This window comes from Embleya sp. L77 (assembly GCF_055557415.1).
Genome location: NZ_CM145710.1, coordinates 2329893 through 2346307 on the forward strand (window position 1 = coordinate 2329893; position 16415 = coordinate 2346307).

The 16415-nt window shown below is 72.5% G+C and carries 13 protein-coding genes; 2 read left to right on the forward strand and 11 right to left on the reverse strand.

The annotated features are described in order from the left end of the window. The first annotated feature begins 175 nt into the window (after positions 1-175). Both ACZOOI_RS39935 and ACZOOI_RS39940 read left to right on the forward strand, forming a co-directional pair. The gene (locus ACZOOI_RS39935) at positions 176-1447 is read left to right on the forward strand and encodes an aspartate aminotransferase type Ic (protein WP_465281713.1); all 1272 of its coding nucleotides are present in this window, start codon (positions 176-178) and stop codon (positions 1445-1447) included. A 217-nt stretch (positions 1448-1664) separates the two neighbouring features. Beyond that, positions 1665-2501, forward strand: a complete 837-nt coding sequence (locus tag ACZOOI_RS39940; protein ID WP_465281714.1) for an alpha/beta fold hydrolase — start codon at positions 1665-1667, stop codon at positions 2499-2501. A 539-nt stretch (positions 2502-3040) separates the two neighbouring features. On the opposite strand, the gene ACZOOI_RS39945 is transcribed toward ACZOOI_RS39940, so the two are convergent. From ACZOOI_RS39945 to ACZOOI_RS39995, 11 genes are all read right to left on the reverse strand, one after another. Next, a complete protein-coding gene (locus ACZOOI_RS39945) occupies positions 3041-3700 on the reverse strand; it encodes an RraA family protein (RefSeq protein WP_465281715.1) in 660 nt (219 codons plus the stop codon). After that, on the reverse strand, positions 3697-5226 hold the full coding sequence (locus ACZOOI_RS39950) for a class I adenylate-forming enzyme family protein (protein ID WP_465281716.1): 1530 nt from the start codon (positions 5224-5226) through the stop codon (positions 3697-3699). Before ACZOOI_RS39950 ends, ACZOOI_RS39945 begins: the two co-directional genes overlap by 4 nt. A gap of 856 nt (positions 5227-6082) precedes the next feature. Continuing rightward, complete coding sequence (locus ACZOOI_RS39955) at positions 6083-7681, reverse strand: hydantoinase B/oxoprolinase family protein (RefSeq protein ID WP_465281717.1); 1599 nt, start codon at positions 7679-7681, stop codon at positions 6083-6085. Continuing rightward, a complete protein-coding gene (locus tag ACZOOI_RS39960) occupies positions 7678-9783 on the reverse strand; it encodes a hydantoinase/oxoprolinase family protein (protein ID WP_465281718.1) in 2106 nt (701 codons plus the stop codon). Before ACZOOI_RS39960 ends, ACZOOI_RS39955 begins: the two co-directional genes overlap by 4 nt. 70 nt (positions 9784-9853) lie before the next feature. Further along, a complete protein-coding gene (gene fdxA, locus ACZOOI_RS39965) occupies positions 9854-10159 on the reverse strand; it encodes a ferredoxin (protein ID WP_465281719.1) in 306 nt (101 codons plus the stop codon). Next, positions 10156-11232, reverse strand: coding sequence for a 2-oxoacid:ferredoxin oxidoreductase subunit beta (locus tag ACZOOI_RS39970; protein WP_465281720.1), 1077 nt, complete (start codon positions 11230-11232; stop codon positions 10156-10158). Before ACZOOI_RS39970 ends, fdxA begins: the two co-directional genes overlap by 4 nt. Beyond that, the gene (locus tag ACZOOI_RS39975) at positions 11225-13093 is read right to left on the reverse strand and encodes a 2-oxoacid:acceptor oxidoreductase subunit alpha (protein WP_465281721.1); all 1869 of its coding nucleotides are present in this window, start codon (positions 13091-13093) and stop codon (positions 11225-11227) included. The genes ACZOOI_RS39970 and ACZOOI_RS39975 overlap by 8 nt, the downstream gene beginning before the upstream one ends. 284 nt (positions 13094-13377) lie before the next feature. Next, positions 13378-14157, reverse strand: coding sequence for a class I fructose-bisphosphate aldolase (locus ACZOOI_RS39980; protein ID WP_396011335.1), 780 nt, complete (start codon positions 14155-14157; stop codon positions 13378-13380). 21 nt (positions 14158-14178) lie between these two features. Continuing rightward, positions 14179-14610: a nuclear transport factor 2 family protein gene (locus ACZOOI_RS39985; protein ID WP_465281722.1), complete on the reverse strand. Its 432-nt coding sequence runs from the start codon at positions 14608-14610 to the stop codon at positions 14179-14181. Further along, complete coding sequence (locus ACZOOI_RS39990) at positions 14607-15068, reverse strand: VOC family protein (protein ID WP_396011337.1); 462 nt, start codon at positions 15066-15068, stop codon at positions 14607-14609. The genes ACZOOI_RS39985 and ACZOOI_RS39990 overlap by 4 nt, the downstream gene beginning before the upstream one ends. Before the next feature lie 78 nt (positions 15069-15146). Further along, a complete protein-coding gene (locus ACZOOI_RS39995) occupies positions 15147-16346 on the reverse strand; it encodes an aromatic ring-hydroxylating oxygenase subunit alpha (protein ID WP_391589503.1) in 1200 nt (399 codons plus the stop codon). Between the last annotated feature and the right edge of the window lie 69 nt (positions 16347-16415).

The window sequence follows — 16415 nt, forward strand, 5'->3', positions numbered from 1 at the left end:
GGGGTGCCCGACCACACCCGGCGGCGATGCCCCCGTCGGGGCCGATCCGGGTCGGCGGCTCGGATCGGCCCGCCTGCCCGGACCGATGGGCCGTGGGCGCGGATCCACCCCGGGCGTGTTGCTAGATTGGCCCTGCCGCAAGTGTCTGCGGCCCTCCGCCTATTTTGGGGATTCCGTGCCGCTCAGCACCACCGTGTCCATTCCGGAAATCGACCTCGTGGCCGCTCGTGAGGAGTACGCCGCCCTGGCGGCGGAGGGCCTCCGTCTCGACCTGACCCGGGGCAAGCCCTCGCCGCAGCAGCTGGACCTGGTCAACGGCCTGCTCGCGCTGCCCGGCGGCGAGGACTTCAAGGCCGCCGACGGCACCGACTGTCGCAACTACGGCGGACTGAACGGCCTGCCCGAGCTGCGTGCGATCTTCGCCGAGCTGCTCCAGGTGCCCGCCGCGCAGCTGCTGGCCCTGGGCAACGCCAGCCTCACGCTGATGCACGACGTGATCGCCAACGCGCTGCTGTCCCGGGTGCCCGGTGCCGAGCGCCGCTGGGTGGACGAGCCCGAGGTGCTGTTCCTGTGCCCCGTGCCCGGCTACGACCGGCACTTCGGCGTACTGGAGCGGTTCGGCATCGGCATGGTCCCGGTTCCGCTCACCGGCGCGGGACCGGACCTGGACCGGGTGGAGGCGCTGGTCGCCGCCGACCCGAGGATCAAGGGCATGTGGTGCGTGCCCAAGTACAGCAACCCCACCGGCGAGAGCTACAGCGACGAGACGGTGCGCCGGCTGGCCGCGATGCCGACGGCGGCGCCGGACTTCCGGCTCTTCTGGGACAACGCGTACGCCGTGCATCACCTGACCGACGCCCCGGTCGAGTTGCTGTCCGTCCTGGACGCGTGCGCCGAGGCCGGGAACCCGGACCGGGCGTTCGTCTTCGGCTCCACCTCGAAGATCAGCTACGCCGGTGCCGGTGTCGCCTTCTTCGGCGCGTCCGAGGCCAACGTCGCCTGGCTGACCGGCCTGCTGGCCAAGCAGACGATCGGCCCGGACAAGGTCAACCAGCTCCGGCACGTGCGCTTCTTCGGCGACACCGAGGGCGTGGTGGCGCACATGCGGCTGCACCGCGAGCTGCTCGCGCCGCGCTTCGAGGCGGTGTACGAGGTGCTGGAGCGTGAGCTCGGCCCGCTCGACATCGCCACGTGGACCCGGCCCGAGGGCGGTTACTTCGTCAGCCTGGAGGTGCCGGACGGCTGCGCCGCCGAGGTGGTGCGGCTGGCCAAGGAGGTCGGCGTCGCGCTGACCCCGGCGGGTGCGGCCTTCCCCGGCGGCAACGACCCGCGCGACCACCAGATCCGTCTCGCGCCCAGCTACCCCACCGTCGACGAGGTGCGCCGCGCGATGCGTGCGGTCGCCGTGTGCGTGAAGGTGGCCGCCGCCGAGGCCGCCGCGGTCTGACGACCCTTCCCGACCCCGCCGCGCTCACCCACAGGGTGGGCGCGGCGGGGTTTTTGCATGAGTGTGCGCGCACCCCGGTCCGGCGGACCCGGTATCGCGCCTGCGGTGCCGAGCGCGGCCCGCGAACGCGGTGGGGTCGGCGGCGGCGATGCTTGACACCATCTGGCTAACGGTGTTAGCTACGTGCTGACCGACACCAACGCAGGGGGCACGGATCATGACGGAATTCCTGGAGATCGACGGTGGTCGGCTCGCCTACGACGTGAGCGGGCAGGGTCGGTTGATCGTGCTCGCACCCGGCATGGGCAACACCAGGTCGGTCTACCGTGAGGTCGCCGAACGCCTCGTGGCGTCGGGATACCGGGTCGCCTGCGCGGACCTGCGCGGCCACGGCGAGTCCACCGTCGGATGGCCCTCGTACACCCGTACCGACACCGCCGGCGACCTGCTCGCCCTGATTCGACACCTGGGCGGTCCGGCCGTGCTCGTTGGCCATTCCTTCGCCGGCGGTTCCGCCACCATCGCCGCCGCCCGCGAACCGGAACTGATCGACGCGATCGTGGAGATCAGCCCGTTCACCCGGGCCCAGAAGGTCGACGCCAAGGCGTTGGTCTCGAACGCCCGCTACCGCAAGGGGACGACCCTGCTGCTGGGCGCCGGCCTGCTGCGCAGCGTCGGCGTGTGGAAGCGCTACCTTGCGCTCGCCTACCCGGGGGCCAAGCCCGCCGACTTCGCCGCATACGTGGCGGCCCTGGGCATCGACCTGAGCCGGCCGGGTCGGATGGCCGTGGTCGCCAAGATGGGCATGTCCGCGCCCACCGACGCCGGTGCGGTGCTCGGCGACATCCGCTGCCCCGCGCTGGTGATCGAGGGCGCGCTCGACCCCGACTGGCCGGACCCCGCGGCCGAGGGCGCGGCCATCGTCGCGGCCATGCCGGCGGGCCTGGGCCGACTGGAGGTCGTCGAGGGCGCCGGCCACTACGCACACGGCCAATTCCCGGAGCGCGTGGCGGACGCCATCCGGGCATTCCTGGCGGCCGCCACACGCGACTGACCCGCCGACGACCGACCGCAGTCCGGCATCCGCCGTCGTTCGCGATCGGCGATCGGCGATCGGTGATGGGTGATCGCCGACCGCGTGCGCCATCCGCACGTTGCCGTCCGCCGGTCGTCGTCTACCGTCGCTGGTCGCTGGTCGCTGGTCGCTGGTCGCTGGTCGCCGGCGGACGGCGGGCGCTGCCTGCTCCGCCATCCGCCGCAGGCCGCCGTTCGGCGTCCGGCGCGGGCCGTCCGTCGCTGCCCGCCGCGCCCCGTTTGCCGCCGCCCGCCGCCCCGCCGTTCGTCGCCCACCGTCCCGCGTCCGTCGCCGGCCGCCGACCCCGGTTCCCGACCGGCGGCCGTCATCCGCCGACGCCGTCCGTCCGTCGGTTGCCGGCGCTCGTCGGCCGCCGGTCGTCTTGCTCCAGTCGTGTGCGAACTGCCGGTGTGATCGGGCCGGTTCGCCCGAAGGCGACGGTTGCGGCTGCCGGGGCGACGGTGGCCGGCTGCTCCGCCACCCGCCATCCGCCACCTGCCACCTGCCGACCCGCCGCGTCAGCGGCCTCGCAGGCGGGTGATCGCCTCGGCCTTGGGGGTGTAGGCGCGCGGGAGGCGCAGGCCGGCGGTCAGGGCGGCCAGCACCTCCTCCTCCGCCCGGTGATAGGTGAGCGCGTCGGCGAGCAGGATGTCCGCGTCGGCGGCCGGCAGCGCCACCGCGCCGCCGTCGTCCAGCAGGATCGGGTCACCGTCCGCCACCGGGGTGCCGGCGATCTCGATCGGGCCGCCGACCTCGGCGACCCGGACGGCGCCCCCGGGACCGGCCGTTGCCTCGGCCAGTGCCCACAACCGCAGGCCCAACCGGGTCACCGCCGACACGTCCCGGACGCTGCCCTCGATCAGCGCGCCGACCGCACCCCGGCCCAGCGCGGCGGCGGTCAGGATCTCGCCCCACACCGCGCCGGGCGCCGCGTCCGCGCCGGCGATCACCACGACCCGGCCGCTCAGGTCCTCCGCGAGCAGCGCATGCAGCGGCTTGAGGCCGTGTGCACCCGGGCCCGCCGCGATCCGGACCGTACGGGCCACCCCGAGCACCGCGCCCTCCCCCCGCCGGAACGGCCGCAGCGGCGGGGTCAACCAGCCGGTCCGGCCCCGGAGTTGGAGCAGGTCGGCGAGTGCGGCGGTGGCGGGCAGGGACGCGGGGGCGGCGTCGGTCACGGCGCGGTCCTCTCGGTCAGCAGGAACTTGCGGATCTTGCCGACGGAGGTCCGCGGCAACTCGGCCACCCGCTCGAAGCGCACCGGCCGCTTGGACTTGGCGAGTCGATCGGCGCACCAGTCGGCGAGGTCGTCGAGCGCGGTCGGACCGGCCTCGGGCACCGCCACCACGAACGCGACCGGTACCTCGTCGCGCACGTCGTCCGGCGCACCGACCACCGCCGCCTCCAACACGGCCGGATGCTCGGCCAGGACCGCCTCGATCTCCACGACCGAGACGTTCTCGCCGGCGACCTTGAGCACGTCGCCGCGCCGCCCGGCGAAGTGGAAGTGGCCGTCCCGGTCCACCCGGGCGCGGTCGCCGGTGACGAACCAGCCGTTCCGATAGGCGGCGGCGGTCGCGGCCGGGTCGTCGAGGTAGCCCGCGAACAGGCTCACCCCGGGTTCGCCGCCGACCACGATCTCGCCGTCCGCCGCCGGTTCGCCGGTCGCCGCATCGTGCACGGCCACCACGCAGCCGGGCGTCGGCCGGCCCATCGATCCCGGGACCGGCGCATCGGCGGGATTGCTCAGCACCGCCGGGATGGTCTCGGTCATCCCGTACAACTGGCGCGGGCGACACCCGCCGAGCAGGGTCGCGAACCGCTCGTACTGGTCGTCGGTGACGTTCTGCGCGTACCAGCAGTGCCGTACCCGCAGTCCCGGCGGCGCGTCCCGGTCGGCGGTGCGGGCCAGGATCATCCGGATCGGCGCGGCGAACAGGCTCAGATGGGTGACCTCGTGCCGGGCGGCCTGCGCCACGAACCGGCTCGCGGAGAAGGCGGGCATCAACACGACGCTCGCGCCGACCGTGATCGCGGCGGCGAACGAGTAGTACTGCGCATTCGCGTGGAACATCGGCAGCACCACGAACTGCCGGTCCTCCGGCCCGAGTTCGGCGGCCGCGGCCATCACGGCGCCGGCGAAGGCGTAGTTGGCCTGGGTGACCATCACGCACTTCGGCTCGGCGGTGGTGCCCGACGTGAACATCAATCCCGCCAGATCGGTGGGACCGGGCAGGTGGGCGTCGGCGGCCGTCGGTCGACCGAGCAGGATCGCCAGGTCGGTGTCGTCGTCCGCGACTTCGACCACGGTCGTGCCGGTCCCGGCCGCCGCGGTCCGATAGTCGGCGGCCCGCTCCGGCGCGCAGAAACCGAGTCGGGCGCCGGTCCGGCGCAGGTGCGCGGCCAGCTCCGGGGTGCGTGCGGAGGGGTCGGAGCACACCATCGCCGCGCCGAGTCGGGCCAGGGCGAGCCAGAGCGCGACGTACGCCGGGCAGTTGCGCAGCGCGATGCCGACCCGGTCGCCGGGCCGGACGCCGCGCGCGAGCAGTCCGCCGGCCACGCGGGCGACGAGGGCATCGAACTCGGCGTAGGTCCACCGGGTCACGCTCGCGTCCGGCGCCTCCCAGGTCAGGAACGGCGCGTACGGGTGCGCCACGACCGTGTCGGACCAGCGTGCCGCGAAGGTGGGCGGGACGGACGTCATGTGGCCTCCAGGACATCGACCGGGGGAGTGGGAAGGACCGGACCGGCGCAGCCGGGGCGGCCGGACGGGCAACGATCCGGACGCGACCAACCATCGCAGGGCGACCGGCACGCGGGTGTGCGTGACGCGGGCGGGCCGCCACGGGCGGCCCTCGCGTCGGCGACCCGCACACGGGTGCGCCTCGTGTGGGCGACTCACGGGCGGGCGTGCCTGGCGTGGGCGACCCGCAGGCGTGCCTGGCGCGATCCGCATGCGGGCGGTCCTCGCATCGGCGACCCGCACTCGGGTGCGTCTTGCGTGGGCGACCCACCGGCGGGCGTGCCTGGCGCGGATGATCCGCATGCGGGCGGGTCTCGCGTGGGCGACTCGCATGGGTGCGCCTGGCGCGATCCGCACGCGGGCGGCCCTCGCGTCGGCGACCCGCATTCGGGTGCGCCTCGTGTGGGCGACCCGCACTCGGGGGCGCCTCGCGTGGGCGACCCACCGGCAGGCGTACCTGGCGTGGATCATCCGCATGCGGGCGGGTCTCGTGTGGGCGACCCGCGCACGGGTGCGCCTGGCGTGGGCGATCCGCAAGCGGGCGTGCCTGGCGCGACCCGCACTCGGGTGCGTCTCGCGTGGGCGGCCCGCACGTGAGTGTGCCTCGCGCGGGTGGCCCGTCCGCAGGCGGCGTCACGGGCCCACCCGCAGGGCGGCTCAGGGGGTTGGCCTGCGAGCCGCCGGCCGGCCCGGGAGCCGTCGGCTCGGCTCACGGGCCGACCGCCGACCCGCAGGCCGCCTGCCTGCCCACGGGCCGACCGCCGACCGCCGACCGCCGACCCACGAGCCGCCGGCCCCCCGGGCCACCCCGCGTCGCTCACCCGGTGGTGGCGGCCACCGCGTTCCCGGCCGGGGCGACCGGCGTGCCGTACCCGCCTCCGCCCGGCAGTTCCAGCCGCACCACGTCACCCGGCTGCAGGGTGATCCGGGCCTGGGTGCGCACCGGTTCGCCGTTGACCAGGAAGCGTCCCGTGGCGCCCTCGCCGCCGCCGAAGATCCCGCGCGGGCCGCGTGCGAGCCGGCTGGCCACCGCGTTGAGCACCCAGGGCGAGGGCGAGTCGACGGTGAACTCGATGGTCTGGCCCATCCCGCCCTCCTGCGCGCCCGCGCCACCCGAGCCGCGCCGAAGTTCCTTGCGCAGGAAGCGGATCGGCGCGGACGCCTCGACCACCTCCAGCGGCACGGCGGACACCCCGGTCGGGTAGGACGTGGTGGACAGACCCGGCTTGCCGGCCCGCGCGCCGACGCCACCCGCGTAGGTGAACATCGCGGTGATGAACGGCTTGCCCTCCGCGTCGTGCCCGCTCACCTGCATGGTCCACACCGCCGCCGAACCCTCGGCCATCACCGCCTCCGGCAATGCCTGCGACATCGCGTTCAGCAGCGGCATCGGCAGGAACATGCCGACCACGTGCCGCGCCGTGCACGGCGACGGGGACACCGCGTTGACGATGCTGCCCAGCGGCGCCTCGACCCGGATCGGGGCCAGCGAGCCGGCGTTGTTGGGCACGTCCGGGTTGAGCAGGCTGCGCAGGGTGAACGTGGTGTAGGCGTGCGTGTAGTTCTTGACCACGTTGATCCCGAACGGACTCGCGCCGGACGAACCCGCGTAGTCGACCAGGATCTCGCCGGCCTCGGGGTCGATGGTGACCGCGACCTTGATGGTGATCTCCGAGCCGTCCGCGAGGTCGAGGATCGACGCCGCCTCGTAGGTGCCGCCGGGCAGCACCCGGATCGCCCGCCGGGTGGCCTCCTCGGAGCGGCGGATCACCTCGTCGCCGAGATCCTCGATGTCCTCCAGCGCGTACGCGTCCAGCAGCGTCTTCAGCCGGGCCGCGCCCACCTCCCCGGACGCCATCTGGGCGTGCAGGTCACCGGCCATGTGGGTGGGCTGACGAACGTTGGCCAGCACGAAGTCCCAGACCGGCTCGTTGCGTTCGCCGCCGACCATGAGCTTGCTGATCGGGATCCACAGGCCCTCCTCGAACACGTCCCGCGCGCCCGCGCCGATGCCGTAGCCGCCGACGTCGGTGTGGTGGATGGTCGAGCCGAAGAATGCGATCACCCGCCCGCCGCGCCAGACCGGCACCAGGACGGTCACGTCGAGGAGTTGGCCGGCGGTCCGATACGGGTCGTTGGTGACCAGTACGTCGCCGGGGGCCAGCGAGTCGACCGGATGCCGGTCCAGGATGTTGCGACACGCGATGGCGAGCGAGTTGATGTGGCCCGGGGTGCCGGTGACGGCCTGGGCGACCATCCGGCCGCGCCGGTCGAACAGCGCGTTCGCCAGGTCGCCGGCCTCGCGCACGATCGGGCTGAACGCGGCCCGCTGAAGGGCCTTGGCCTGCTCGTTGACGGTGGCGACGAGGGAGCCCCACAGGACTTCCAGCTCGATCGCGTCGAAGGTGCGGGTCACGCGGATCCCTCCTCGGAGGCCGTGGTTGCGGTGGCGATGATCGAGCCGTCGGGGGCGACCTCGCAGGTCCAGCCGTCCGGGACGACCGAGGTGGTCTCGCGCTCCTCGATCAGGGCCGGACCGGGGAAGCGGTGGCCGGCGCCGAGTTCGGCGCGGCGGTAGACCGGCACGTCCACGGCGGGCGTGCCGAGCCGGAAGCGGGCCGCGCGATAGCGGTTCGGGGTGGGACTGCCGGTGCCGACCGGCACCGTGGGCACCTCGAAGCCGGGGGCGTCCGACCACGCGGCGACCCGCCAGGTGACCACCTCGACGCCGACGTCGGGGATCCGCAGGCCGTAGATCTTCTGGTACTCGGTGTGGAACTGCTCGACGGTGTCGGCGAGCGAGGTGGGCCACGCGTCGCCCTCGCCGACCCACAGGGTGATCTCGTTGCCCTGGCCCTCGTAGCGCGCGTCCAGGCCGTAGCGGAAGCTCACGTCGCCCTCCTGCGCACCGGCGGCGGCGAGCACCCGGCGCGCCTCCTGTCGCATGTCGGCGAGCAGCGTGTCCCGGGCGGCGGACACGCTCTCGTCGAGCGTGCGGACCATGCTCCGGGCCAGGTCGATGCGGACCGGGCTGACCAGAGTGCCGAACGCGGACAACACGCTCGCGTTGACCGGGAAGATCACCCGCGGCGCCTCCAGGAGCGTGGCCACCCCGCACGCGTGCACCGGCCCGGCACCGCCGAAGGCGATCAGCGCGACGCCGCGCAGGTCGATGCCGCGCTCCACGGCGTGCATCCGGGCGGACGCGGCCATGTTCTGGTTGATCACCTCGTACACGCCGACCGCGACGTGGTCCGCGTCGGAGCCGGCGCCCAGCCGCTCGGCAAGCGGGGCGAACGCGGCCCGCGCGGCGGGCAGATCCAGCGGCATCTCGCCACCGAGGAAGTACTGCGGATCGAGCAGACCGAGCACCAGGTCCGCGTCGGTGGTCGCCGGAACGGTGCCGCCGCGGGCGTAGCCGACCGGGCCCGGGTCGGCGCCGGCGGAGTCCGGGCCGACCTTGAGCAGACCCAACTCGTCGACCCGGGCCAGGCTTCCGCCGCCCGCGCCGATCTCGACCAGGTCGACCGAGGGGATCGAGCACGGGTAGCCCGAGCCCTTCTTGAACCGGTAGACCCGGGCCACCTCGAACGCGTTGGTCAACTCGGGCCGGTAGTCCTCGATCAGACAGGACTTGGCGGTGGTGCCGCCCATGTCGAAGCAGAACAGCCGTTCCTCGCCCAGGCGTCGGGCGTACCAGACGCCGGCCAGCGCGCCGGCGGCCGGGCCGGACTCGACCAACCGGATCGGCACCCGGCGGGCGTCGTCGGCGGAGACCACGCCGCCGTTGGAGAGCATCATCAGCACCGACGCGCCGAAGCCCTCGGCGGTCAGCCAGGCCCGGAGCTCGGTCAAGTAGGGGCCGATCACCGGCATCGTGGCCGCGTTGCACGCGGTGGTGACCATGCGCGGATACTCGCGGATCTGCGGGGTCACCTCGTGCGACGCGCACACCGGCACCGACAGCCGCTTGGCCAGCCCCTCGGCGACCGCGCGCTCGTTGGCCGCGTTCGCGTACGAGTTGAGCAGGCACACCGCGACCGCCTCGACCTCGTTCGCGGCCAACCGGGCGGCCAGTGCGTCGAGTTCGGCTTCGCTCGGCGCGGTACGGACCTCTCCGGTCGCGGTGGTGCGCTCGTCGATCTCGAAGACCAGCTCGCGCGGGATGGGCGGGGCCGGGAACTCGATCTGGAGGTCGTACATGTCGTACCGGTGCTCGTTGCGGATCTCCAGCGTGTCGCCGAAGCCCGCGGTGGTCACCAGCGCGGCGCGGCCGGTCTTGCCCTCGATCAGGGCGTTGGTGATCAGCGTGGTCGCGTGCACGATGGGCCGGGTGATGTCGGCCGGCGTGATGCCGGCCTTGGTCAGCGCGGAGGTCACGCCCGCCCGGACCCCGCCGAGCGGGGCGGACGGGGTGGTCAGCGTCTTCTCGACCACCACGCGGCCGGTGTCGGCATCCAGCAGGACCACGTCGGTGAAAGTGCCACCGATGTCTACGGCAAGGCGCCAGTCGGTCACGTCAGCCTCCTCTTCTTCTCGGTGTGTCCGGAGTGTCTTCTCGATGGGTGGGGACACGGCCCCGGGCGGCTCACCCGGTCGCGGGTCGGGCCGGCAGTGCGGCCACGGCCGGCGGATCGGGCACCGGCTCGACGTCCTCGCGGCCCGCGGTGGCCTCGGTCGCCGCGTCCAGGTGCCACAGCCAGTCGGCGGGCAGGTCGTCCACGTGGTAGATGGCCTCGACCGGGCAGACCGGCTCGCAGGCGCCGCAGTCCACGCACTGTTCGGGATGGATGTAGAGCATGCGGTCGCCCTCGAAGATGCAGTCGACCGGGCATTCGGCCACGCAGGTGAGGTCCTTGACGTCCACGCAGTTCGCGCCGATGACGTAGGTCACGCGGGACCACCTCCGACGGGTCGCGGGTCGGGCATCGTCGGCTCGGGCACCGTCCAGGCGTCGCCGCCGAGCAGGTCGGCGAGACGGCCCGGCCCGCGCTCGGCGAGCGCCCGGCGGCCCTGCTCGACCACCTGGCGGTCGTACGCGGGCCGGCGCACGCTGCGGAACACCCCGATCGGGGTGGGCCCGCCCGCCTCCGGCAACCGGGACAGCGCGAACGCGGGCACCGGGTCGAGCGTCCGCGCGTCGTGCGTCACCGCGATGTCGTCCGGACCCCCCGGACGCAGCCCGCCGCCCGGATCGCGCACCACGGTGCGCGCGCCGTCCGGCCCGTAGCGCATCGGCTCGCCGTGTTCGAGCCGCAGCAGGAAGTCGTCCCGGATGCCGGGCGTCTTGAGCTGCTCGAACGCGCCGTCGTTGAAGATGTTGCAGTTCTGGTAGATCTCCACCAGCGCGGTGCCCTCGTGGGCCGCCGCGGCGCGCAGCACCGAGGTCAGGTGCCTGCGGTCGGAGTCGATGGTGCGGGCGACGAACCCCGCCTCGGCGCCGAGCGCGAGCGAGACCGGGTTGAACGGGTGGTCGAGCGAACCCGCCGGGGTGGACTTGGTGATCTTGCCGGTTTCGGAGGTCGGCGAGTACTGACCCTTGGTCAGGCCGTAGATCCGGTTGTTGAACAGCAGGATCTTCAGGTTGACGTTGCGCCGCAGCGCGTGGATCAGGTGGTTGCCGCCGATCGAGAGCGCGTCGCCGTCACCGGTGACCACCCACACGCTCAGGTCGGGCCGGGACACCGCCAATCCGGTGGCGATCGCCGGCGCGCGGCCGTGGATCGAGTGCATGCCGTAGGTGTCCAGGTAATACGGGAAGCGGCTGGAACAGCCGATGCCCGAGACGAAGACGATGTTCTCCCGGCGCAGGCCCAGTTCGGGCAGGAAGCCCTGGACGGCGGCCAGGATGGCGTAGTCGCCGCAACCCGGGCACCAGCGCACCTCCTGATCGCTGCGGAAGTCGCGGGCGGACAGCGGGGGATCCGCCGCCGGCCCGGCGATGGTGAGAAGCGGTGACTCAGGCATCGGCGGCGACCTTCTCGATCGCGGTGCGCAGTTCGGCCACCTTGAACGGCATGCCGCGCACCTGGGTGAGGGATTCGACGTCGACCAGATACCGGGCGCGCAACAACCGGGCGAGCTGACCCAGGTTCATCTCCGGGACGAGCACCCGCCGATAGCGGGCGAGCAGGTCGCCGAGGTCGGCCGGCAGCGGGTCGAGATGGCGTACATGGGCCCGGGCCACCGAGCCGCCCGCGGCACGAACCTCCGCGCACGCGGCGGTGATCGGTCCGGCGGTGGAACCCCACCCGAGCACCAGCACCTCGGCGGCCCCGTCCGGATCCTCGACGGTCAGCGGCGGCAACTCGCGGGCGATCCCGTCCACCTTGGCCCGCCGGGTGCGCACCATGTGTTCGTGGTTGGCCGCGTCGTAGGAGATCTCGCCGGTGCGGTCGGCCTTCTCCAGGCCGCCCACCCGGTGTTCCAGACCGGGCGTGCCGGGCACCGCCCAGGGGCGGGCCAGGGTGTGCGGATCGCGCAGATAGGGCTGGAAGCACGGCGCGCCGGACGCGTCGACCGCATTCGGTCCGGTGGCGAACACCGGGTCGATCGTGGGCAGTTCGTCGAGATCGGGCACCCGCCACGGCTCCGAGCCGTTGGCCAGGTAGCCGTCCGACAGCAGCACCACCGGGGTGCGGTAGACGACCGCGATCCGGACCGCCTCGACGGCCGTGTCGAAGCAGTCGCCGGGAGAGGAGGCGGCCAACACCGGCACCGGCGACTCACCGTTGCGCCCGTACAACGCCTGGAACAGGTCGGCCTGTTCGGTCTTGGTGGGCAGCCCGGTCGAGGGGCCGCCGCGCTGCACGTCCACGATCACCAGCGGCAGTTCGAGCGAGACCGCCAGACCGATCGTCTCCGCCTTGAGCGCGAGCCCGGGGCCGGACGTGGTGGTCACCCCCAGGGCGCCGCCGAATGCCGCGCCCAGCGCCGCGCCGATCCCGGCGATCTCGTCCTCGGCCTGGAACGTGGTCACCCCGAAGTGCCGGTGCCGGCTCAGCTCGTGCAGGATGTCGGAGGCCGGGGTGATCGGGTACGAGCCCAGGAACAGCGGCAGTCCGGCCCGCTCGGCGGCGGCGATCAGCCCGTAGGCGAGCGCCCGGTTGCCGGTGATCGTGCGGTGCCGGCCGGGAGTGCGCGGGGCCGCGGGCACCTCGTGGCTCACCGCGAACGACTCGGTGGTCTCGCCGAAGTGCCAACCCGCGGTGAACGCGGCCACGTTGGCCGCGGCCAGGTGCGGACGCGCGGCGAACTTCTCCCGCAGGAAGGCCACGATGGCCTCGGTCGGACGGTGATACAACCACGACACCAGACCCAGGGCGAACATGTTCTTGGCCCGCTCGGCGTCCTTGCGCGGCAGTTCGAACGCGCGCAGCGCCTCGACGGTCAGGCCGGTCAGCGGCACCGCGTGCAACCGATACTCGGCCAGCGAATCGTCGGTGAGCGGGTCGGTACCCACCGGGTAGCCCGCCTTGACCAGGTTGCGCGCGGTGAACTCGTCGGCATCCGCGATGATCTGGGCGCCGTGCGGCAGATCGGGCAGATTCACCCGCAGCGCGGCCGGGTTCATCGCGACCAGCACGTCGGCCGCGTCCCCGGGGGTGGTGACCCGGTGGTCGGCGAACTGCACCTGGAAGGCGGAGACCCCCGGCAGAGTGCCCGCAGGAGCGCGGATCTCGGCCGGAAAGTCGGGAAAGGTGGAGACGTCGTTGCCGAAAAACGCGGCCTGCGCGGTGAACCGATCGCCGGCAAGCTGCATACCGTCCCCGGAGTCACCGGCGAACCGGATGACCACCCGGGATACGGGGGTGACCTGTTGGGACATGATCGCAACTCCTGATCACAGGCATGGCAAAGACAACACTCGACACAAGGAAAGAAAAACGCCGGACGAACAACCCACACCCGCCCGGCGTTCAAGACCACCAATTCAGCCCGTCCGGCGTTTGAGGACACCGGGAACCGCAGCCCCGACCCGAACGTCGGCGGAATCCAAATCAGCCCGTCCGGCGTTTGAGGACAACAGGCCGAAGGCCGTTCGAGCGCGCCCGAGGCCCGCCACAACCCCAGCCCGTCCGGCGCATGAGGACGAGCGGGCCGCAGGCCGAATCAAACCCCGCCCCCATGAACCGCATCGCGCAACCGCTCCACAAGCAATTGCGGCTTGGCCGACCCCCAAACGTTCCGGCCGAAGGCCACCCCCGCACCGCCCGCCGAGACGACACCCTTGGCCAGCGCGACGACCTCGTCCTCGCTGTCCGACTTGGGCCCGCCCAGCGCCACGACCGGGACCGGACACGCCGCGACCACGGCGGCGAACTCCTCGGGGCGCCCCGGGCAGACCGTCTTGACGATGTCGGCGCCCAGTTCGGCGCCGATCCGCGCCGCGCGGGCCACGTTCTCCGTGGTCCACGGCACCGCCTTGCCCCAGCCCCCGGGAATCATCTCGGCCATCACCGGCAGGCCGAGCTGTTCGCACTCGGAGGTGAGCCGGGCGAGCCGCTGCAACGACAGGTGCTCGTCGGGCGCACCGGGGAAGGCCAGCACGACCACGCAGTCGGCGCCCAGCTTCAATGCCTGCTCGGGCAAATGCATGATGTCGGTGACATCGCCCGGGGCGAAGTCGCCCAACTCCGAGGCTCCGCCGTCGATCCGCAACACCAGCCCGGAATCGGCGAACGTGTCGGCGTAGGCCCGGGCCAGGTGCCAGGTCGCGAGCACCGCGTCCGGCCCGCCGGCGGCGATCTGCGCCATCGGCTCGCCCAGCGGCGGCCCCTCGCCCATGTAGGCGGCGTGGTCGATGGCGACGAACACGGCGCGGCCGTCCGCGCCGAACATCCGGCGCATCCGGCGGAGCTTGCCTGCCCCGGTGGCGGAAAAGGTTTGCACAGTCGTTCCCTTCGATGGTTGTCAGTGGTTCTTCTCGACGCCGGCCGTCTGCCGCTCGAACTCGGCGCCGTCCCAGTAGTCCACGCGATGCGCGACCAGATCGCCCAGCACACGCAGCCGGAACACCCCGCGGATCCGCACGGGTTCACCGGTCGCCGCGCCGCGCGGGCGAAACGCGCCGCGCAGGCGAAACGTCATGGTGTACGCGAGCGCGGCCCGATCCCCGTCCACGAGCAGGTCCTCGACGGCGTAATGCAGCCCCTCGAACTCGGCCAGGAATCCAGGCAGTCGCTCGCGATACGCGGTGCGCCCGCGCAGACTGCGGCCGAACACCGAGGTGTGCTCGTTGTGGAAGTCCTCGCTCACCCGGGCCGCGATCGCGTCCGGATCTCCGGAGTTGAGCGCCGCGACATACGCCTCGACGGCCCGCCGGGTCCGCGCCGGGTCGCTCACGCGTCGGCCCGGTCGCCCCACAGCTCGCGGACCTCCGCGAACACCTGCTGGTTGTGCGAGATCTCCACCACGTTGCCGTCCGGGTCCTTGAGCGCGCAGATGTAGCCCACCGGCGGCGGCACGTCCATCGGCTCCCAGTGCAGGCAGCCGGCGGCACGGGCCCGCTCGGCGACGGCGTCCACGTCCGCGCGGGCGGCCACCTCCATGCCCAGGTGTGCGAACGGGGTCAGCTGCGGCTGCGGCTTGCCCTTGTCCTTGTCGAAGGCGACCAGGACCAGCACGAACGGCGTGTGGACCTGGTTGGGGTTGGACAACCAGGCATTGGAACCCGCGGCGTCGCTGTGCCGCGAGACCACCACCAGCGGGGTGAACGAGGTGTAGAACTCGACCGCCGCCTCCAGGTCGGACGACGGCAGCGCGATATGGGTCCAGCGGGCCTCGGTCAGCGTCGGTTCCATCGCGGTGGCTCCTCTCACGTTCCGGTGTGTCGGGATGGGTGTCGAACCGCCGCGCGGGCGCGGCAGGGGCGGCGGCGCTCAGTCGATCGGACCGGTGAACTCGTCGGCGGCCAACGGCGTGGCCACGTCCCGGCGGATCTGCCGCATCATGTGCTGCGCGCGACCCTCCCAGGCACTGGGCGGACCGACCCGGTAGAACGGCGAACGGAGGTTCTCCATGAGCACGGTCACCATGTCCGTGTCCTCCTTGTTGGTCAGCTCCAGGTTGACCAACTCGCGCTCCTGGAGCTCGATGTCCTCGGTCAGCCCGTAGATCCGGGAGAACAACCGGGTCCGGTCCGGCGCGATCGGGTCGGCGCGCACCATGATCAACTGGGATGCGTAGGGCAGCGGCGTGAGGTTGGGGTAGATGAACTCCGCGTAGCTCCCGCGCAGGTCCTCCTCGCCCAGGTCGGTGCGCCCGAGCGACATGTCGTACGCGTCGCTGTGCGGCTTGTAGCCGCTGGTGGTCCGGCCCTCGAAGCGCACGATGGTGTCCATCTGCTTGCGCACCTTGTTCAGCCGTCGGTGCACGAACCGCACGTGGTAGTCGTCGTTGGAGTTCTCCACGAACGCCTTCCAGTTGAACGCGTACTCCTCGTCCAACTCGCGGTGGTAGCGGTGGTACTCGCCGATCTTGTACGCCGTGTAGCGCGGCAGCAGTGGCGCGATCCACTCCTCGAACGTCGGCGCCTTGTGCGACAGGCACGCGAAGACGAGCTTGTCGAAGGCCACGTGCACCCGGATGGGCACCAGGCCGTACTGCTGCATCGGGAAGTCCGGCCCGTACATCCGGTTCATGTCCGGAATCGACAGCAGCTTGCCGTCCAGACCGTACGTCCAGGCGTGGTACGGGCACGCGAACGCCTTGCCGCAGTTGCCCGCCGCATCGAACGCGACGCCGGAGGCACGGTGCCGGCAGTTGTTCAGGAAGCCCTTGATCGAGCCGTCCCGCTGCTTGACCACCAGCACCGACTGGCTGCCGATCCGCCCGGTGACGAAGTCGCCGGGTCGGCGCAGATCCTCCGTGTCGCCCAGCCACACCCACGAGCGGGCGAACACCCGGATCATCTCCAGGTCGAACAGGTCCCGGTCCCAGACCTCCCACGGCTGCAACATCTCGCTCGGCAGGGGAGCGACCACGAGCCCGTCGCTCTCTCGCGCCGCCGCGGTCCGGCGAAGTTCCGCCACCCGCTCGTCCAGGGCACGTTCCGCAGCCCCCAGCTGGTCAGTCGGCACAGCTTCCTCCCCGTCACCTGGGATGTTTGCGATACAGCCGAAGGTAGGCGCCGGGAAACGGCCCCGATA

Excerpts from the sequence above, each read along its gene's own strand:
- ACZOOI_RS39970 (WP_465281720.1), bottom strand. The coding sequence starts at position 11,232 with ATGCCTGAGTCACCGCTTCTCACCATCGCCGGGCCGGCGGCGGATCCC.
- ACZOOI_RS39950 (WP_465281716.1), bottom strand. The coding sequence starts at position 5,226 with ATGACGTCCGTCCCGCCCACCTTCGCGGCACGCTGGTCCGACACGGTC.
- ACZOOI_RS39990 (WP_396011337.1), bottom strand. The coding sequence starts at position 15,068 with ATGGAACCGACGCTGACCGAGGCCCGCTGGACCCATATCGCGCTGCCG.
- ACZOOI_RS39940 (WP_465281714.1), top strand. The coding sequence starts at position 1,665 with ATGACGGAATTCCTGGAGATCGACGGTGGTCGGCTCGCCTACGACGTG.
- ACZOOI_RS39975 (WP_465281721.1), bottom strand. The coding sequence starts at position 13,093 with ATGTCCCAACAGGTCACCCCCGTATCCCGGGTGGTCATCCGGTTCGCC.